This is a genomic window from Ruegeria sp. CH5 (assembly GCF_056537025.1).
On record NZ_JBQFQT010000001.1, the window covers coordinates 1220723 to 1237505 of the forward strand.

The following is a 16783-nucleotide window of genomic DNA, read 5'->3' on the forward strand; positions in this document are numbered from 1 at the left end:
CGGGCTCCATCCCTGCGGCCCGGATCCGGACCGCGCTTGCCGCCTGTCCGTGCAGCTTAGGCCAGCACCGGGGCAGCTACAATGTCAAAATCGCACCCCGCACCCGTGGGTGCGGGGTTTCCGCATCACGCTTCGGTCGGTTCGGATTTGGAGCGGCTTTCGACGATCTCGTCGATATGGCCCCACTCTTTTGCTTCCTCCGGGCTCATGAAATTGTCACGGTCCAAAGCCTTTTCAATGGCCTTTTTCGACTGTCCGGTATGCTTGGCATAGATATCGTACAAACGATCCTTCAGCTTCTGCGTTTCGGCCGCGTGAATCATGATGTCGCTGGCTTGACCTTGGTAACCGCCGCTGGGCTGGTGCACCATGATACGGCTGTTCGGCAACGAGAAGCGCATCCCCTTCTCTCCACCCGCCAGAAGGACCGACCCCATCGAGGCCGCCTGACCGATCACCAATGTCGAACATTTTGGCTTGATGTACTGCATTGTGTCGTAGATCGACAGACCGCTGGTCACGACACCGCCGGGCGAGTTGATGTAGATCGAGATTTCCTTGTTCGGATTCTCGGCTTCCAGATGCAGAAGCTGGGCTACGATCAGGTGGCTCATCCCGTCATGGATCGGGCCATTGATGAAGATGATCCGCTCCTTCAGCAGGCGCGAGAAGATGTCATAGGCCCTTTCGCCGCGGCTGGTCTGCTCAACGACCATCGGGACGAGCGTATTCATGTAGGTGTCAACTGGATCGAACATTCGGAACCTGCCTGCTTTGGTGTGAACCGGGACCATACCCGATGAGAAGTTACATGAGTCTTAGTGTTGCCTTCGGGGGCCTGCAAGGGGCAGCGGACACGCGACGCCTATTGGGAAATACGGATCAGTCCGCATCGTCGGGATGCCGCAAAACAGAGCGAACGACCGCGCAGAACGCAATTACCCGGCCGTTTTTGGGCCTCGCCGCCATTCACAGCGCTTTCATCACGCCATTTTGATCCATGCATATGGAAATATCTGATCATTCTGTATAGAGACCCAATTCGCTCAGGCGAAACTAACAAAGGGAACACCTGCCCCACACTCACCAAGGGGCCAACAAGGACAAGAAGATGGCACTTCCCCAACTTTCCGAAGACATCTCGCGCGACGACATGGACCGGATGGCCGCTAACGCAACCCGCGCTTCGAATTTTCTGAAAGCGATCAGCCACGAGGGCCGGTTGATGATCCTCTGTCATCTGGTATCCGGCGAAAAATCGGTGACCGAACTCGAGTCACTGCTGTCCGCCCGACAGGCCGCCGTTTCACAGCAACTGTCGCGGCTGCGCCTTGAGGGGCTGGTCACGCCCCGGCGCGAAGGCAAGGCAATCTACTATCGCCTTGCAGACGACAGACCTCGCAAAATGCTGGAAACGGTGTACGAGTTGTTCTGCGACGAGGAATAAGACAGAAAACCCATTGAATGGCGAAGGGCGCAACGGATCGTTGCGCCCTTCTTTGTTCAGGAGTTGCCGCTGCAGGCCTGGAAACTTGCGGCCATTGCGCGCAACAGGTCCGGATACAGGGTTGGACCCGGCTCGAGCGCAACCCCGATCGGGTCCAGCAAGAGGATTTGCACATCCATCCCCTCCGTCGCGGCGGAGATCAGACGGGTATCGTATTGCGGCTCGGAAAATGCACAATCAATGCCTTCCTCGGCAATCCGGGCTTTCAGCTCGGCCAGACGGGCCGGTCCGGGGGCAGACGCATCGCCAAGGCTCACTGTGCCCGAAGATGCCAGATCGAACCGGCGTTCGAAATACTGGTAGGCGTCGTGAAAGGTGACAAACCGCAGCTCTGACTGCGCCAGATCCGCCCGGATCTCGGCTTCCAAAGCGCTCAGGCCTTCAACCGCCTTGTCCGCGTTGGCTTGGTACCGCGCAGCGTTATCCGGGTCCTTCTCTGACAGAGTTTCGGCAATTGCCTGCACCCAGACGCGCGCGTTTTCCGGGTCCAGCCAGGCATGCGGGTCTACACCGTCGTGGTCATGCCCGTGGTCATGGTCATGTGCGTCGTGATCGGCGTGCTCTTCATGTTTCTCATGTTCATCGTGGTCCGCATGGTCGTCGTGACCTGCATGGTCATCGTGTTCTGCATGATCCTCGTGATCATCGTGTTTCGCATGGTCATCATGGTCCGAATGATCGTCGTGATCGTCGTGGTTTGCATGCTCCTCTTCGCCCTCATGATGATCGGCCAAATCGCGGAAATCGTGCCGCACGGTCCCCGCCACCTCCAGCAACTCAACCTGCGTCGCTCCCTCGGACAGGGCACCAAGTGGTCCCGTCATCCACGGGGTCAGTTCCGGGCCTACCCAAAAAACCACGTCCGCAGATTGCAACGCTCTCGCCTCGGACGGGCGCATGGCGTGGTCATGAGGTGAGGCTCCGGGCGGGATGATCAGGGAAGGCTCGGCAACACCGTCCATGACTTGGGCAACCAACGCGTGAACCGGTGCGATATCGACGGCAACGTTGGGCGCATCGGCCGCCGCCTTTCCGGCCAGCACGACGCCGGCCAGCAACAAGAATTTTCGGGACATGTCACCTCCTGAAATGATATGTTATTACATTGCTGATCGGCTTGATATTGCCCACGTTATAACATATCAAGTCAAAAATTTCGGAGCGCACATGAGCACAGTAGGCTTCAGGCACCACAATCATAACCACTGCATGAAAACCGCGCTGAGCAAGGCCGAGGAAAAATGCGCCAACCAGAAGCTTCAGTTCACGCCGGTGCGCCGCCGCGTGCTGGAAATCTTGTTGGAACAGCACAAGGCAATGGGAGCTTATGACATTCTGGCTGTTCTGTCCGCCGAAGGCATGGGGTCGCAGCCTCCGGTGGCTTATCGTGCACTGGACTTCCTGGTGCAGCATGGGTTCGTGCACCGTATCGAGCAAATGAACGCCTATGCGGCCTGCGCCCACCCTACGCACGACCACGTACCTGCGTTTCTGATTTGCCGGGCGTGCAAGGCCGTGGCCGAAACCGAAACCGAGCTGACTCAGGGCCGACTTGGTGCTGCCGCCGACACATCAGGCTTCACCATTGAAAGGATCGTGGTCGAGGCCGAAGGTCTTTGCCCGGACTGCATTGGAACGCAGCCATGACGACCCCCCTCATTTCTCTACAGAACCTGTCGGTGCGCCTGGATGGCCGGCTCATTCTGGACAACGTATCAGCACAGATCGCCGCTGGTGAAATCGTCACCATTGTCGGTCCGAACGGTTCGGGAAAATCGACTCTGCTGCGCGCCATGATCGGCGCTGTTCCCGCGGCTCAGGGCACTGTTCGGCGCGCCCCGGGTTTGCGGATCGGCTACGTCCCCCAGAAACTTGCGCTGGACGCCGCCCTGCCGATGACGGTGCAACGATTCCTTGGCCTGCCGAAACGGGTTTCGGCCAGCAAGGCCAAAACCGCGCTTGAACTGGCGGGCGTGCCGGACTTGCGTGACAGACAGATGACCCGACTGTCCGGCGGTCAGTTTCAGCGGGTCCTCCTGGCCCGCGCGCTGCTGGAAGAGCCTCAGGTGCTGCTGCTGGACGAAGCAACCCAGGGGCTTGATCAGCCCGGCGCGGCTGCCTTCTATGAACGCATTGAGCAAGTTCGAACGGACCTCGGCTGCGCCATAGTCATGGTCAGCCATGACTTGCACGTCGTCATGGCCGCGTCCGACCGGGTTCTGTGCCTGAACGGGCATGTCTGCTGTGAAGGGGCACCCCACATGGTCGCAGACGCGCCGGAATATCGGGCGTTGTTCGGCAGCGGAACGCGGGGCACGATGGCCTTGTACCAACACAAGCACAGTCATACCCACGATCACAATCACGCGCAGGATACGTCACACTGATGCTGGACGACTTCATGGTTCGCGCTGCCCTTGCAGGGCTCGGTGTTTCGATCGCCGCGGCACCGCTGGGGTGTTTTGTCGTCTGGCGGCGCATGGCCTATCTCGGAGAAGCCACTGCTCATGCGGCCGTATTGGGTGTAGCGCTGGCGCTCAGCTTTTCACTGCCGCTGCTGCCCGCGATCATTTCCGCTGCACTTGCCATGGGCTTGTCCGTCAGCCTGCTGCGCGGTCGCGGTTACGCCATGGACACGCTTCTGGGTGTGATTGCGCACACTGCACTGGCCGCTGGCTTGGTAACCGTGGCGTTGCTGTCCGATGTTCGACTGGACCTGAATGCCTTTTTGTTCGGCGACATCCTTGCCGTCACAAAGTCCGATCTGGCCACGATCTGGATCGGTGGCGCCACGATTCTGGCGTTGATGGTCTGGCGCTGGTCGGCCCTTCTGGTTTCGACGCTCAACCCGGACTTGGCTCAGGCATCCGGGATCGATCCGAAACGAGAAGAAATGTGGCTGACTCTGGCGATGGCACTGGCTGTTGCGGTCGCCATTAAAGTTGTCGGCATTCTTCTGATCGCGGCCCTGCTGGTCATTCCAGCGGCCGGAGCCCGCCCTTTGGCCCGCACCCCAGAAAGCATGGCTTTCACTGCTGCGATTATAGGCTCGACGGCGGCGTTGGGTGGACTGGGCGGTGCATATTGGGCGGATACACCCGCCGGACCAAGCATCGTTTGCGCGGCCGCTTTGATCTTTGTCGCGACGGCCATCCTTGGCCCCATCTTCCGCAAAGGCTGATCACCCAAAAAGGTTTGTCTGCGTTGCCTGAATGGTGCTACCGATTGGTAGTCGACCAACCAAGGAGATATCGATGATCCGCACTATTCTGATCGGGTTGAGCCTTTTGGCCCTGACGGCCTGTGAAACCGCAAAAGGCGCGGGCAAAGACATCGAAAAAGCCGGCGACGCCATCCAGGGCGCGGCGACGGACGTTCAGGAAAGCCTCTGACACCCGTCAGCATCTAGTGGACAGCGGCGCAGCACCGCCAACATATGGTTGAAAGTTCCGGGCGACCGGACTATGGTCCCTGCCACAGGTGCATAGACGCGGTAATGCATTACTGACACGACTGCGGGGTTCTTGTGCAATTGCGCAAGAACCCCGTTCCCGTTCTGACGGGCGGTGAGTGGAAGCCTGTACGAAACCGAAATCGGCAAAAGGAAAAGGCGCCAGGTGCGCAGACGCGGTCTTTGCATGTGCCCTTGCGGACACCCCTGACGCCTTGCCGGGTCGACACGCCCGAGGGACGCCCCGATCCAGTTGCTTCAGCCCCCGAGGGGACCTCGCTGCCGCAAAGCACCTGATGGCGCTCTGCCGCCCGCTCTGGCCGTCTGAGAAGCTGACCGCTCAAGCCGGGCTTGCGCCCCTCTTGACTGGTCACCTACCGGTAAGCCCTTGCAACCCTACGAAAATCCTAAGATCTGCCTACGGTGCCAGGACCCCCTGACCTTTGCGTCCCGCCTTGGATCGTGATGAACCTTGGCGATGACTGAACCTTGGCACTCGCCCTCACATCCGGCAAGAGAATAGCACTGCAGCATGAAAAATAGCCGGGGATAAAATGTTGATATCCGGCTGGAAGACGATGTGGATAAGTCGGGAAATGATGAAACCGGGCTGGGTTGCGCTGGGAAAAGCCGAAAGCCGATTTCTCTCCGGTCAATTGGGCGATTTCTGCGGGTGCGAAGGGAGAATCCCGGCCCTCATGGCGGTCCTGACCTGACAGGTACGGGCATATCGCTCGAATCGCCATCGATGAGTCGCCACACGCAACGGTGAACGAACGTGCAGCCCACAAATTGAGAAGCGTTCCGACCCGGACGAGGCAACCTACTACTCTCCGTCTCCCGCAGAATCGGGCAACGGCAACTACCCCCTACAACCGCCTGGGCCGGAAACGCTTCAGTTCACCTGTCGTTCCAGAACCGTGCTGTAGGTGGTTCCAGTCCGCAGGCTACGGAAATCCGCATAGATCTTGCCGTCCTCGTACCGCGCATCGATCAGCGCGTTGACGCCCGAGGTCGGATCAGCAGCGGTTTCGACAATGCCGATCTTGCCCGAGCCATCCTGGCTGATCGAGCCGGTGGCCTCATACATCGTCCAGTCATCCATGGCGTTGCGTCGCCACATGCTGGGCCCCCAGAACACGTTTTCGTGCTGCGCCTGGATCTCGAGCACCCATTCCGAGGTGTTGAACCGCGGCGCGGTGGCGGTGTTGGCGTTCGAGGGCGACACCGTAGTCTGGCTGGCCGTCCACGTGCCGCGCAGGTCGGGCATTGCATCGGCCAGGGCGGCAGAGCCCATAGTCAATGTCGCGGCCACGGCGGCGGCGCCGGCGGTCATGTATCTGGTCATGGGCTCTCTCCCTTTGATCGGCCGGCCTTGCTGGCCTGCTGAACAGATTGGAAGGGCGCGCGGCCGTTACAACTTACCTAAGGGAAACTTCATGAAGGGTTCATGCGGCGCTCACCGACGGGCTCAGGCCCAGGCCAGCGCGGTGCCCGCGATGACAAGGGCGATGCCCAGCCCCTCGCGGTAGGAAAAGGACTCGCCGAACAGAAAGAACGAGGCGATGGCGATCAGCACCACCTCGGCCCCCAGAATGCCGGTATAGATGATGCCCAGCCGTTCGTCGCGCAGCGCGGCGAGTTCCAGCGTCGCGGCGGCCAGCAAAGTGGCGACGATCAGCAGACCCAACCCGAGGCCGGGAAGTTTCCACCAGAACTTCATCGAGATCATGGCCACGGAATAGAGACCCGCCGATCCAAGCGCGATGATGGGTATCATGGACATGGGGCCTCCGCCGCTGGTTTCCGTTGGCTCAACCTTAGCAGGTGCGGGTCGGTGGGGCTGTGAAGTGGGTTACTTTACGAGGCGACGCCCGTGTCGGAAACGGTCCTGTGGAGCGTTTTTGGGCTGAACAGACGGAGCTCCAGTGCGCAACCGCTGCTGCGGCGGCCGTTCAGCGGGGAGGCACGAGGCGACTGGCCCGAAGCTATATCACAGGTTTTTTCGGCCCGGCCTTGCCCCCGAGGGTGACTTGAATTTTTTGAAGTTTCACCAGCTGGCTGGATTGGTTATTTGTCGACGGAGCCACACACACGAGGGTACAGACCATGGACTCCAGCAACCGGGCCGCTGACTACAACGACCTCATCACCTCATCCAGCTGGAAAGACACTCTTCAGGATCTCAACGACTATATCGTGGATAATCTGGCTCGAGCCGGGGAACCTGCAGTTATTAACGGGAATTTGTTTTATAAACACTTGGAAAGGGACTTTCATAACCTGCCGTTGAATACAGAATTCGAATCCAAACGCAGAAACTTCTTCGAACTGGCCCGGCGATCGACTTGCCTGTTCGAAATTGGAGTGAATGCTGGCCACAGCATGTTGCTGGCGCTTATGGCTAACCCCGAGCTGAAATGCGTAGGTTTGGACGTTTGCGAACGTCTGAACCAGCGTTGGGCGCGCGTGGATATTTACGTACCGGCGGCTTTCAACTGGCTCAGGTACAAATTTAGCGATCGGGTCGAACTAATTAAGGGGAACTCTTTGATCGAAACACCCCGGTTCCAGCTTGAGAACCCGGATGCGACTGTTGATTTTCTTCATCTTGACGGCTCAAAGGACACACACCTTCGGGAAGCCATTGCGATTGGCGGACTGATGCCAACCGATGGGTTTGTCGTTCACGACGATTTCCAGATGCGAAATGTTCGGGTGGCCGACCGGCAACTTAGAAGAATCAATTTCTCAAAACCATTGGACTATCAATCCAACGGGTTAGTAGAGTGTGATTTCCATATCATTCGCGCCAAGGTATGAAATCATCTGAACCGCGCCGACCTTCGGGCAACTGATATCTCTTAGGCAACGAAATTCCTGCGAAGCCTCACCCATCCATCTTCAACGCCGAAATAAACGCCTCCTGCGGGATATCCACCTTGCCGAACTGGCGCATCTTCTTTTTGCCGGCTTTCTGCTTTTCCAGCAGCTTCCGCTTCCGCGTCGCATCGCCACCATAGCATTTCGCGGTCACGTCCTTGCGCAGCGCCGAGAGGGTCTCGCGCGCGATGACCTTGCCGCCGATGGCCGCCTGGATCGGGATCTTGAACATGTGGCGCGGGATCAGCTCTTTCAGCTTTTCGCACATGGCGCGGCCGCGGGTCTCGGCGCGGTCGCGGTGGACCATGACCGACAGCGCGTCCACCGGCTCGTCATTCACCAGGATCGACATCTTGACCAGGCTGTCCTCGCGGTAGCCGGTCATCTGGTAGTCGAAGCTGGCATAGCCTTTCGTCACCGATTTCAGGCGGTCGTAGAAGTCGAAGACGACCTCGTTCAGCGGCAGGTCATAGACGACCATCGCGCGGCTGCCCGCATAGGTCAGGTCCATCTGAATGCCGCGGCGGTCCTGGCAGAGTTTCAGCACGTCGCCCAGGTATTCGTCGGGCACAAGGATGGTGGCCTTGATGCGCGGTTCTTCCAAGTGGTCGACCTTGGACATGTCGGGCATGTCGGCGGGGTTGTGCAGCTCGATCATCTCGCCGTCTTTCATGTAGACGTGATAGATCACCGACGGCGCGGTGGTGATGAGCTCGATATCGTATTCGCGTTCGATGCGGTCGCGGATGACCTCAAGGTGCAGAAGACCGAGGAAGCCGCAGCGGAAGCCAAAGCCCAGCGCCGCCGAGGTTTCCATTTCGTACGAGAACGAGGCGTCGTTCAGGGCCAGCTTTTCAATCGCGTCGCGCAGGTCTTCGAATTCGGCGCTGTCCACGGGGAAGAGGCCACAGAACACCACCGGCTGCGCGGGCTTGAAGCCCGGCAGAGCGGTTTCGGCACCGTTGCGGTCGTTGGTGATGGTGTCGCCCACACGGGTGTCGCGGACCTGCTTGATCGAGGCGGTGAGGAAGCCGATCTCACCCGGGCCGAGTTGGTCGACCATCTGCATCTCGGGGCGGAACACGCCGACGCGGTCGACATGGTGCAGGGTGCCGTTCGACATGAACTTGACCCGCATACCCTTTTTCAGAACGCCGTCCATGATGCGGACCAGAACGATCACGCCCAGATAGGCGTCGTACCAGCTGTCCACCAGCATCGCCTTGAGCGGCGCGTCGCGCTCGCCCTTGGGCGCGGGCAGATGGTTCACGATCGCCTCGAGCGTCTCATGGATCCCCTCGCCCGTCTTGGCCGAGACGCGGATGGCGTCGGTGGCGTCGATGCCGATCACGTCCTCGATCTGCTCGGCAACGCGGTCGCAGTCCGAGGCCGGAAGGTCGATCTTGTTCAGAACCGGCACGATCTCGTGGTCGGCGTCGATGGCCTGATACACGTTGGCCAGCGTCTGCGCCTCGACCCCTTGCGTCGAGTCCACCACCAGCAGCGAGCCTTCGACCGCGCGCATGGACCGTGAGACTTCATAGGCGAAGTCCACGTGGCCGGGAGTGTCGATCAGGTTCAGCACGTACTTTTCGCCATTGTCGGCGGTATAGTCGATGCGGACCGTGTTGGCCTTGATGGTGATGCCGCGTTCGCGCTCGATATCCATGCTGTCGAGCAGCTGTTCCTTCATGTCGCGATCCTGCACCGTTCCGGTCTCTTGGATGAGCCGGTCGGCAAGGGTGGATTTGCCATGGTCGATATGCGCGACGATGGAGAAATTGCGGATATGAGCGAGGTCTGTCATAGCGTCGGGATATGGTTCGAAATCGGGCGCTGGTCAAGGTGAGACAGCACGGCGAACACCCCATATTTCAGCGCGATGAAGCCACGACGCTGCGGTTGGCTTCGTTCCAAGGCCTCAGCTGTGTCGAGGCGGCCGTGCACAGAACGAACTCGGCCGCGTTACACCGCCCAAAACGGGGTGCGAAGGGCATGCCACGGCCGACCATAGTGCCAACCGCGGCACTTTCGACTCAGGTAGGGAGTTTCTGAAAGCAAATTGTTGAACGGTAGGAAAACTTGGACGATACTGCGCCGCAAGCCGAGAGGGACACAAGACTCCTCCGGGCAGGCAAAACGAGGCATGAGCATGAAACAGTTCCTCATAATCGCGCTATGCGCCACGTCGCTGACCACTTTGGCCCCGGCCATGACCGAAGCGGCGCAGATCAAACGTGCATGTTTGGCGTCCGACCGTTCGGCTGCGACACGTGACAGATGCAAGTGCATCCAGCGGGTGGCCGATCAGGCTTTGACCAACAAAGACCAGAAAACCGTGGCCAAATGGTTCACGGACCCGCATCAGGCCCAAGAGCTGAAGATGTCGAAATCCGCCCGCGATGACGCGCTGTGGGAGCGGTATCAGAACTTTGGCCGCATGGCGCAGGCGATCTGCAGCTGACGCTGACCGCGATCCTTGACCTGACCCGCCCTGCGCCTCAGTAATGGCGCAGTGAAAGGGAAATCTTATGGTGACGAAAGGGTTGACCCTGCGCGGTCTCGAGGTGTTCGAGGCCTTGGCGCGGACCGGTTCGGTGGCGCAGGCTGCCGAGATTACCGGACTCAGCCAGCCATCGGTCAGCCAGCAGTTGCGCAATCTCGAGAATGCTCTGGGCACGGACCTGGTGGATCACGGGCGCAGACCCATGCGCCTGACCCAAGCCGGGCGCAGCTTTCTGGCGCGGGCCGAATCCGTACTGGCCGAGTTGCAGATGGCCCAAAGCGAGCTGTCTGTCATGGACCTGGGTCATCTGAGCACGCTTTCGATCGGCCTGATCGACGATTTCGACAATGACCTGACCCCGCGCCTTGCCACGTTGCTGGCCGACAGTCTGACCCGTTCCAAGTTCAAACTCATAACCCTCCCCAGCCTCGAAATCTTTGAGGCACTGGCTTCGCAACGTCTGCATCTGGCGGTTTCGGCCCATAGCGGCGAGGTGCTGGAAGGCGTGGTGGAGTACCCTTTGGTACAGGATCCTTTCATTCTGGTCGCGCCGAAGGGCGGTGTGGCCAATGGGGGCGTAGAGGCCGCTTTGCAGACCCTGCCCTTTCTGCGCTATGCGCGGGAACAGTTGATCAGCCGGCAAATCGAAAGCCACCTGGCGCGGCAACAGCTGCAGTTCGAAGAGCGGTTCGAGATCGGGTCGCACTTGGCACTGATGGCGATGGTGGCGCGTGGCCTTGGCTGGGCGATCACCACGCCGTTGGGATACATGCGGGCAGCCCGCTTCCACGAAGGCATGGATGTCTACCCGGCTCCGTTCGGAGAGTTCTCGCGCACTATTTCCCTCTTCACTAGGTCTGACTGGTCAGATCAGGTTCCGCGCGAAGTCGCGGGCATGACGCGCCGTTTGATGCAAAGCCAGATGATCGAACCAGCCCTTTCCCGCTTGCCCTGGTTGTCCGGACAGTTGAAGGTGATCGGCGGCTAGCCGTCCAGATATGCCACCAACCCATCCACGGCGGCTTCGATGAGGTCCAGCGCCCCGTCGAAATCGCGGGTATAGTAGGGGTCGGGCACATGATCAGCGCCGGTGTGGGGCTCAAATTCGGTCAGCAAGCGTACGGGTGTAGGATTGTCGGCCGGGCGCAAAGCCTCGATCTTGGCGATATTTTCGCTGTCCATACCAATAATTAGGTCAAACCTGTCGAAATCAGACACCGCAAACTGGCGCGCGCGCAGATCGCTCAGCTCCAGCCCTCGGTTGCGAGCCGCGTGTTGCATCGGCGCATAGGGTGGATCCCCGACATGCCAGTCGGACGTTCCGGCACTGTCGCAGGCATGATGAGGCGCCCTGATACGAAAAACGCCTTCGGCAGCAGGGGAACGGCAGATGTTGCCGAGACAGACAAACAGGATACGCTGTGACATGGCTCGGGTTTAGCGTGTGGAGGGCGAATGGAAAAGATCGTGATTTTGACTGGAGCCGGGATTTCGGCGGAAAGCGGATTGGGCACCTTTCGCGATGAAGGCGGATTGTGGGCCCAGCACCGGATCGAAGACGTGGCGACACCCGAAGGTTTTGCCCGAAACCCTGCCCTTGTTCATGGCTTCTACAACGCGCGCCGGGTGCAGGCGGGTGGCGCCGACCCAAATGCAGCCCACACAGCACTGGCCCGGCTTCAGCGCGACTGGCCGGGAGAAGTGGTGATCGTAACGCAGAATGTGGACAGCCTGCACGAAGCCGGAGGTGCGACCGGGGTTATCCACATGCACGGCATCCTGTCCGGCGCGCTGTGCGCCTCCTGCGAGCATCGCTGGACGGCGCCAGCGGAAATGTCCGTGGGCGAACCGTGCCCCGCCTGCCGCGCGGAAACCGCCCGACCCGACATCGTGTGGTTCGGCGAAATGCCTTACCACATGGATCAGATTTACGACCATCTGGCACAGGCCGGGATATTCGCCGCCATCGGAACCTCTGGCCAGGTCTACCCGGCTGCGGCCTTCGTGCACGAAGCCATAGCTGCGGGCGCACAGACGGTCGAATTGAACCTCGAGCCTTCGGTTGGTGCATCCAGCTTCGATCAGACGCTGCTTGGCCCCGCCACCCAGATCGTGCCACGCTGGGTCGATGACTTGCTGGGCCGCAGGTGACACGGATCATTCTGCTGGGCTAAGCTGAAAGAACCTGAACCAGGAGAAACAGATGACCGAGCCTGAAGCCCCCCGTGGTGAAATCGTTGACGACGAAGGCATCGACAGCCGCGAAGCGCTGGGCGACACCCTTGCGGATCTGTGGTGGACGTTCCTGCTGCGCGGATTGCTTGCGGGGGCCGTTGGCATCGCCGCGCTGTTCTGGCCAACCGGCAGCATCGCACTGCTGCTACGGCTGGTAGGGGTGCTGCTGATCCTCGATGGCGGCTTGACCCTGCTCGGCTTCGGGCGGCGCGGACTGATCGGAGGCGCGGGTATCGGGGCGGTCTTGATTGGGCTGGTCCTTTTGATCTGGCCGGAAGGCACAGCACGTCTGACGTTCTTTCTGCTGGGCGCCTGGGCGCTGATCATCGGGATCGGCTCGCTGATTTCGCTGGGCCAGATGCATCAGCTGGACCCCGAACGCGCGACCGTTCGGAACTCGGGCATCGTGGCCCTTATCATCGGGCTGGTGCTGATCTTCTGGCCCGGAAGCGGCGTCGTCGCACTGGGCTGGGCAATCGCGTTCTCCGCCTTGGCCTTTGCCGGCGTTATGCTGTTCATGGCCGCACGTTTCAAACGGGCCGGAGAACGGGTTTCGATGCGCGTTGTCAACAAGTGAAGAACAACGCTGATCGGCAGTTGAAACGCGAACAGGCCGGGGCTTGCCCCGGCCTGACGCATGGATGACGGCCGCATCGCGGCCCGAAGACAGGCGTGCTGTCAGTTCGAGTGCTTCATATGCCCGTGGCCGTCTTTCCGTTCCAGGTCCACGGGAATCTCGACAACGACCTCACCGGCCTGCTCAAAAACCAAAGTGACGGGTATGGTTGCGCCCTGCTCAAACGGCTGCTTGAGCCCCATGAACATCACATGGTCTCCGCCCCGCTGCAGCATATGCGCCTCGCCGGCGGGGATCGCAAAACCCTCCTCGACTTCCATCATCTTGGCCACGCCGTTGTCGTCGATCTTGTGCGTATGCAGTTCGACCCGTGCAGCGATATCGGATTTCACAGCGACGAGTTGATCATCGGTGTCGCCTGAATTGCGGATCATCATGAAGGCCGCACCAGCCTTGGCATTAGCCCCCGAGGATCGGGCGTAGGCATCCTCAACCGAGATCACACTTTCCGCATGGGCGGCGGTGGACATGATTGCAGCGACGAAAATAGCGGGCAGGAATGATTTGAAGGGCATCTCGCCTCTCCTTTTTAACTGTCTGATTGTGTTGCGAAGGGTCTCAGACAGGGGCCGGCGGCGCGCGCGCCGGTCGCTGCGGGATCGGAGCCGCAACAAGGTTGTCGGAATGCAGCGGAATGTCAGACTGTGCCCGCTCGGGCCCTTTCGGTGCAGGCGACGGGGCATCCAGAACCGCACCCAGCAAGTTGAGCGCATAGTCGGGACAGAAATGAGGTGGTTTGGTGGGCTGGCCGTGCTCGTCCATATAGACAACCACAGGACCGTTCCCGGTGCAAAGCACCATTTGACCGACCGCCGCATTCAATCCCCGTGACGCCGCAAAACTCTGGCCTGTCAGAACCAGCATCAGCGACAGTAGCAACGGCAACACGAGGCGATAGGATCGGGTCATCTTGGCAGACGTTTAGGCCCGATCGGAAACGGACTTCAAGTGCCTTCGTGAACGCTGAGACAGTTTGGCGCGAACCAAGAAAAAGGGCCGGCCTGACTGGCCGGCCCCTGAATTTGTCTTGATCGAGACCTTCAAAGAATTCCGCGATCATCCGGACCGGTGTTGAGACCGGTATGCAGCCGGTTCACCCGCCGCTGCATCCGCGCACAGCTGGAAAATGAGCCAACCAGAAGAGTCGAAAGGAAGGAAATAATAATTGAAGTATTCGCAGACATTACCACACTCCGCCGTAGAATAACCGCATACATAAAACAGATTCAAAACCCTGTATGTGAACAAAGTCACGCAGTCGCGTCCTTCTGCGTTCCGCACCGACACCGCGCACGGCACCAGCCCAACGGCAAAGTGATCCGGACGCTCTGGTTTAGGCAGAAATTCAGGCGTAGATCGTGGTCATGCCACTCAAAGCGCACACAGAAATCCAGTTCCTCAGGCTGCCGCAGATTGAGCCGGCTGAAATCGCACGGCACATGTCTGATCCCCGCGTCGCTTGGCATCTGCCTTTGCTGACGGGGCCCTGGGACATCGCGATGGCGCGGGCCTTCATAGACGCAAAAGAGGCCTGCTGGGAATGCGACGGGCTTGGGCACTGGGCGATCACGTCCGGCGGTTGCTATGTCGGCTGGGGCGGCTTCCAGCGTGAAGGCCGGGAATGGGATTTCGGCCTGGTCCTGACGGCGGATGCCTTCGGTCTGGGCACGCGCATCACCCGCAAGGCCATCGCATTCGCCCGAGCCGATGAACGCATTCCCTATGTCACTTTTCTGCTTCCACCGTCCCGCCGCAATCTCTCTGCGCTACGGCGTATCGGCGCGCATTATGTCGGTCCGGAAACCTATTCCGGCGCGCAGTTCCTGAAATACAGGCTTGAGACTGGTTGAGGATCCAAAGACAAACGAAAAGCCCCTGCACCAACGGGTACAGGGGCCACGAAACAGTCTTTGGGAAAATCAGGCCGAGGCTTGCGCCTTGGCGATTTCCTTTTTCACTTTCAGCGCGTTGGCGGACAGCTCTTCGTCCTTGGCTTTTGCCAGGAACGCGTCCAGACCACCACGGTGATCGACCGAGCGCAGCGCGGCGGCCGAGATGCGCAGCTTGACGCCACGACCCAGGGTTTCCGACTGCAGGGTCACGTCGTTCAGGTTGGGCAGAAAACGACGACGAGTTCTGTTTTTGGCGTGGCTGACATTGTTGCCAGTCATCGGGCCTTTTCCGGTCAGTTCGCAACGGCGCGACATGGTTTCTTCCTTTGTTTCTGGAGGCCGGGCATCAATCCGCAGCCAAATCACAAGGGGCACAACCCGAAGTCGCGCCCGAAAACTGGTTGGATGCGTTTAGTGGGAATCGCCGGAAGGGTCAAGACAGCAGCTGCGAAATCTTTCCTTGCCAATAAATGGCCCTGAAACGGCTCAGGCATCAACAAGCAAAGGCCTGTGATTTTTGAGGTGACGAGCAATCAGACGGGCCTGTTGTTGGCTTATCGGGATCAACCTAGCGGGTTCGGATTCGTGGTTCTCATCAGCCAGTTCCGGAAAAATCGCAAGGATTTCAGTCCTTGCCACGGGTCCCAGAGATTTCAGCGCCTCAGGGCCAGTATACAGGCTTTCGGTCGGCGCGGATTCGGCAAACAGAATCTCGTGCCGATCGAGCAGCAGATGGAAATACTCGATGCTGTCGACCGTGCAATCTACGAATATCCCCGGCAGCGCCGTCAGCTTGATCGCGGGAATCAGAACTTGAGACTGGCCGAACATGCGTTGCGCGATGCGAGAACCGACCATCATGCGGTGCTGGCGGGAAACCAACAGGTCCCGCGTGGGCAGCCCTGCACCCAAAGCCCCGGCGCAAATACGAACTGGGCGCAGTTTCGGATTGGCCCTCAGATCAACCGCATCAAACCTGCGCCGACCGATCCAGCGGATGGATTGGTTGCCGCTCTCGGCCGTACAGATCAGGTCACCGGTGCGCAGGTCTTGCACCTGTACCGGGCCGCGGTCAGTCAGAATGCTCGTGCCAGCGGTAAAGCAGGGAACGCCGGATCCGTTTTCAAATGCGGAATAGGTGACTGTAATACCCGACGGCAGGGTGAAACTGCCGCTGGTCAACGAATAGCTGGTGCCGGCAGACACGGTAAATGTCCCGAACGAGCTGTCATTAACCACGGTTCCAGCAGGCAGGTTCAGCGTGTCGGTACCACTGCCACCGCGCACATCGCCGGACACGCTGGTGCTGCGGAAGTTCAGAACATCATTTCCGCCGCCCAGGCGGATATTGCCAATGACCGAGCCTTGCAGCGTGACCGTGTCGTCGTCTGATCCGGCCCTTACCTGACCGCCGATCGTGCTGCCGATCACCGTGATCGTATCGATCCCAGCATTTCCACGGACACTGTCAGAGATGGTACTGTTGGTAACAGTGATAATGTCGTTCCCGCCGCGCGCGCGGATATCATCGATCGGCGTACCCTGAGGGGTGCCGTTCAGCGTACCGTTGTCATTGGTGACATCGATATCGTCGTCGCCGTTTGTCCCAAAGATATCGGGCATAAGAGGCGGGTCCTGTTTCTCCGCTTGGTCACGGCCAGCCAGCTGCGCC

The 16783-nt window shown here is 59.7% G+C and carries 21 protein-coding genes; 11 read left to right on the forward strand and 10 right to left on the reverse strand.

Annotated elements, in window-relative coordinates; translation table 11 throughout:
• Positions 1-125: 125 nt before the first annotated feature.
• A complete protein-coding gene (locus ACR0JC_RS06085) occupies positions 126-758 on the reverse strand; it encodes an ATP-dependent Clp protease proteolytic subunit (protein ID WP_093962686.1) in 633 nt (210 codons plus the stop codon).
• A gap of 353 nt (positions 759-1111) precedes the next feature.
• Between ACR0JC_RS06085 and ACR0JC_RS06090 the strand changes: the two genes are divergently transcribed.
• Positions 1112-1447 carry an ArsR/SmtB family transcription factor gene (locus ACR0JC_RS06090; RefSeq protein WP_093962687.1) on the forward strand — a complete coding sequence of 112 codons (336 nt, stop codon included), beginning with the start codon at positions 1112-1114 and terminating at the stop codon, positions 1445-1447.
• A 56-nt stretch (positions 1448-1503) separates the two neighbouring features.
• Here the strand turns inward: ACR0JC_RS06090 and ACR0JC_RS06095 are convergent, their stop codons facing one another.
• Positions 1504-2583: a zinc ABC transporter substrate-binding protein gene (locus tag ACR0JC_RS06095; RefSeq protein ID WP_170338035.1), complete on the reverse strand. Its 1080-nt coding sequence runs from the start codon at positions 2581-2583 to the stop codon at positions 1504-1506.
• A 91-nt stretch (positions 2584-2674) separates the two neighbouring features.
• Here ACR0JC_RS06095 and ACR0JC_RS06100 point away from each other — a divergent pair, with 91 nt between their 5' ends.
• From ACR0JC_RS06100 to ACR0JC_RS06115, 4 genes are all read left to right on the forward strand, one after another.
• Positions 2675-3154 (forward strand): Fur family transcriptional regulator, encoded by a 480-nt coding sequence (locus ACR0JC_RS06100; RefSeq protein ID WP_170337589.1) that lies wholly within the window; start codon positions 2675-2677, stop codon positions 3152-3154.
• Complete coding sequence (locus ACR0JC_RS06105) at positions 3151-3894, forward strand: metal ABC transporter ATP-binding protein (RefSeq protein WP_170337588.1); 744 nt, start codon at positions 3151-3153, stop codon at positions 3892-3894. Before ACR0JC_RS06100 ends, ACR0JC_RS06105 begins: the two co-directional genes overlap by 4 nt.
• Positions 3894-4688: an iron chelate uptake ABC transporter family permease subunit gene (locus ACR0JC_RS06110; protein WP_170338032.1), complete on the forward strand. Its 795-nt coding sequence runs from the start codon at positions 3894-3896 to the stop codon at positions 4686-4688. Before ACR0JC_RS06105 ends, ACR0JC_RS06110 begins: the two co-directional genes overlap by 1 nt.
• Positions 4689-4761: 73 nt before the next feature.
• Positions 4762-4899 (forward strand): entericidin A/B family lipoprotein, encoded by a 138-nt coding sequence (locus ACR0JC_RS06115; protein WP_093962692.1) that lies wholly within the window; start codon positions 4762-4764, stop codon positions 4897-4899.
• Between the two features lie 954 nt (positions 4900-5853).
• Here the strand turns inward: ACR0JC_RS06115 and ACR0JC_RS06120 are convergent.
• Positions 5854-6306: a hypothetical protein gene (locus ACR0JC_RS06120; protein ID WP_093962693.1), complete on the reverse strand. Its 453-nt coding sequence runs from the start codon at positions 6304-6306 to the stop codon at positions 5854-5856.
• A 123-nt stretch (positions 6307-6429) separates the two neighbouring features.
• Positions 6430-6744 carry a hypothetical protein gene (locus tag ACR0JC_RS06125; protein ID WP_110644555.1) on the reverse strand — a complete coding sequence of 105 codons (315 nt, stop codon included), beginning with the start codon at positions 6742-6744 and terminating at the stop codon, positions 6430-6432.
• A 323-nt stretch (positions 6745-7067) separates the two neighbouring features.
• Between ACR0JC_RS06125 and ACR0JC_RS06130 the strand changes: the two genes are divergently transcribed.
• A complete protein-coding gene (locus ACR0JC_RS06130) occupies positions 7068-7781 on the forward strand; it encodes a class I SAM-dependent methyltransferase (RefSeq protein ID WP_170338030.1) in 714 nt (237 codons plus the stop codon).
• Between the two features lie 67 nt (positions 7782-7848).
• Here ACR0JC_RS06130 and lepA read toward each other — a convergent pair whose 3' ends face one another.
• Positions 7849-9648: a translation elongation factor 4 gene (gene lepA, locus ACR0JC_RS06135; protein WP_170338028.1), complete on the reverse strand. Its 1800-nt coding sequence runs from the start codon at positions 9646-9648 to the stop codon at positions 7849-7851.
• A 345-nt stretch (positions 9649-9993) separates the two neighbouring features.
• On the opposite strand from lepA, the gene ACR0JC_RS06140 reads away from it, so the two are divergent.
• Positions 9994-10305 (forward strand): hypothetical protein, encoded by a 312-nt coding sequence (locus ACR0JC_RS06140; protein WP_093962696.1) that lies wholly within the window; start codon positions 9994-9996, stop codon positions 10303-10305.
• Positions 10306-10372: 67 nt separating this feature from the next.
• Positions 10373-11335: a LysR family transcriptional regulator gene (locus ACR0JC_RS06145; RefSeq protein ID WP_170338025.1), complete on the forward strand. Its 963-nt coding sequence runs from the start codon at positions 10373-10375 to the stop codon at positions 11333-11335.
• Here the strand turns inward: ACR0JC_RS06145 and ACR0JC_RS06150 are convergent.
• Positions 11332-11775, reverse strand: coding sequence for a low molecular weight protein-tyrosine-phosphatase (locus tag ACR0JC_RS06150; protein ID WP_170338023.1), 444 nt, complete (start codon positions 11773-11775; stop codon positions 11332-11334). The two genes, ACR0JC_RS06145 and ACR0JC_RS06150, sit on opposite strands and share 4 nt — an antisense overlap.
• Before the next feature lie 27 nt (positions 11776-11802).
• Between ACR0JC_RS06150 and ACR0JC_RS06155 the strand changes: the two genes are divergently transcribed.
• Positions 11803-12498: an NAD-dependent deacylase gene (locus tag ACR0JC_RS06155; protein WP_170338021.1), complete on the forward strand. Its 696-nt coding sequence runs from the start codon at positions 11803-11805 to the stop codon at positions 12496-12498.
• Between the two features lie 52 nt (positions 12499-12550).
• Positions 12551-13159 carry an HdeD family acid-resistance protein gene (locus tag ACR0JC_RS06160; RefSeq protein ID WP_170337580.1) on the forward strand — a complete coding sequence of 203 codons (609 nt, stop codon included), beginning with the start codon at positions 12551-12553 and terminating at the stop codon, positions 13157-13159.
• 101 nt (positions 13160-13260) lie between these two features.
• Here the strand turns inward: ACR0JC_RS06160 and ACR0JC_RS06165 are convergent, their stop codons facing one another.
• Together ACR0JC_RS06165 and ACR0JC_RS06170 are read right to left on the reverse strand one after the other, a co-directional pair.
• Positions 13261-13734, reverse strand: coding sequence for a copper chaperone PCu(A)C (locus ACR0JC_RS06165; RefSeq protein ID WP_170338019.1), 474 nt, complete (start codon positions 13732-13734; stop codon positions 13261-13263).
• Positions 13735-13777: 43 nt separating this feature from the next.
• Entirely contained in the window at positions 13778-14128 is a 351-nt protein-coding gene (locus ACR0JC_RS06170) for a hypothetical protein (protein WP_170338018.1), read from the reverse strand.
• Between the two features lie 530 nt (positions 14129-14658).
• Here ACR0JC_RS06170 and ACR0JC_RS06175 point away from each other — a divergent pair.
• Positions 14659-15069 carry a hypothetical protein gene (locus tag ACR0JC_RS06175; RefSeq protein WP_254430691.1) on the forward strand — a complete coding sequence of 137 codons (411 nt, stop codon included), beginning with the start codon at positions 14659-14661 and terminating at the stop codon, positions 15067-15069.
• A gap of 69 nt (positions 15070-15138) precedes the next feature.
• On the opposite strand, the gene rpmB is transcribed toward ACR0JC_RS06175, so the two are convergent.
• Both rpmB and ACR0JC_RS06185 read right to left on the reverse strand, forming a co-directional pair.
• Complete coding sequence (rpmB, locus tag ACR0JC_RS06180) at positions 15139-15426, reverse strand: 50S ribosomal protein L28 (protein ID WP_039532366.1); 288 nt, start codon at positions 15424-15426, stop codon at positions 15139-15141.
• Positions 15427-15597: 171 nt separating this feature from the next.
• Entirely contained in the window at positions 15598-16734 is a 1137-nt protein-coding gene (locus ACR0JC_RS06185; protein ID WP_170338014.1) for a Hint domain-containing protein, read from the reverse strand.
• Positions 16735-16783: the final 49 nt, after the last annotated feature.

Coding starts and splice junctions, on each gene's coding strand:
- ACR0JC_RS06120 (WP_093962693.1), bottom strand. CDS start 6,306: ATGACCAGATACATGACCGCCGGCGCCGCCGCCGTGGCCGCGACATTG.
- ACR0JC_RS06185 (WP_170338014.1), bottom strand. CDS start 16,734: ATGCCCGATATCTTTGGGACAAACGGCGACGACGATATCGATGTCACC.
- ACR0JC_RS06150 (WP_170338023.1), bottom strand. CDS start 11,775: ATGTCACAGCGTATCCTGTTTGTCTGTCTCGGCAACATCTGCCGTTCC.
- ACR0JC_RS06145 (WP_170338025.1), top strand. CDS start 10,373: ATGGTGACGAAAGGGTTGACCCTGCGCGGTCTCGAGGTGTTCGAGGCC.
- ACR0JC_RS06095 (WP_170338035.1), bottom strand. CDS start 2,583: ATGTCCCGAAAATTCTTGTTGCTGGCCGGCGTCGTGCTGGCCGGAAAG.
- ACR0JC_RS06110 (WP_170338032.1), top strand. CDS start 3,894: ATGCTGGACGACTTCATGGTTCGCGCTGCCCTTGCAGGGCTCGGTGTT.
- ACR0JC_RS06160 (WP_170337580.1), top strand. CDS start 12,551: ATGACCGAGCCTGAAGCCCCCCGTGGTGAAATCGTTGACGACGAAGGC.
- ACR0JC_RS06155 (WP_170338021.1), top strand. CDS start 11,803: ATGGAAAAGATCGTGATTTTGACTGGAGCCGGGATTTCGGCGGAAAGC.
- ACR0JC_RS06170 (WP_170338018.1), bottom strand. CDS start 14,128: ATGACCCGATCCTATCGCCTCGTGTTGCCGTTGCTACTGTCGCTGATG.
- ACR0JC_RS06175 (WP_254430691.1), top strand. CDS start 14,659: ATGTCTGATCCCCGCGTCGCTTGGCATCTGCCTTTGCTGACGGGGCCC.
- ACR0JC_RS06085 (WP_093962686.1), bottom strand. CDS start 758: ATGTTCGATCCAGTTGACACCTACATGAATACGCTCGTCCCGATGGTC.
- ACR0JC_RS06105 (WP_170337588.1), top strand. CDS start 3,151: ATGACGACCCCCCTCATTTCTCTACAGAACCTGTCGGTGCGCCTGGAT.
- ACR0JC_RS06125 (WP_110644555.1), bottom strand. CDS start 6,744: ATGTCCATGATACCCATCATCGCGCTTGGATCGGCGGGTCTCTATTCC.
- ACR0JC_RS06090 (WP_093962687.1), top strand. CDS start 1,112: ATGGCACTTCCCCAACTTTCCGAAGACATCTCGCGCGACGACATGGAC.
- ACR0JC_RS06130 (WP_170338030.1), top strand. CDS start 7,068: ATGGACTCCAGCAACCGGGCCGCTGACTACAACGACCTCATCACCTCA.
- ACR0JC_RS06140 (WP_093962696.1), top strand. CDS start 9,994: ATGAAACAGTTCCTCATAATCGCGCTATGCGCCACGTCGCTGACCACT.
- ACR0JC_RS06165 (WP_170338019.1), bottom strand. CDS start 13,734: ATGCCCTTCAAATCATTCCTGCCCGCTATTTTCGTCGCTGCAATCATG.
- ACR0JC_RS06115 (WP_093962692.1), top strand. CDS start 4,762: ATGATCCGCACTATTCTGATCGGGTTGAGCCTTTTGGCCCTGACGGCC.
- rpmB (WP_039532366.1), bottom strand. CDS start 15,426: ATGTCGCGCCGTTGCGAACTGACCGGAAAAGGCCCGATGACTGGCAAC.
- lepA (WP_170338028.1), bottom strand. CDS start 9,648: ATGACAGACCTCGCTCATATCCGCAATTTCTCCATCGTCGCGCATATC.
- ACR0JC_RS06100 (WP_170337589.1), top strand. CDS start 2,675: ATGAGCACAGTAGGCTTCAGGCACCACAATCATAACCACTGCATGAAA.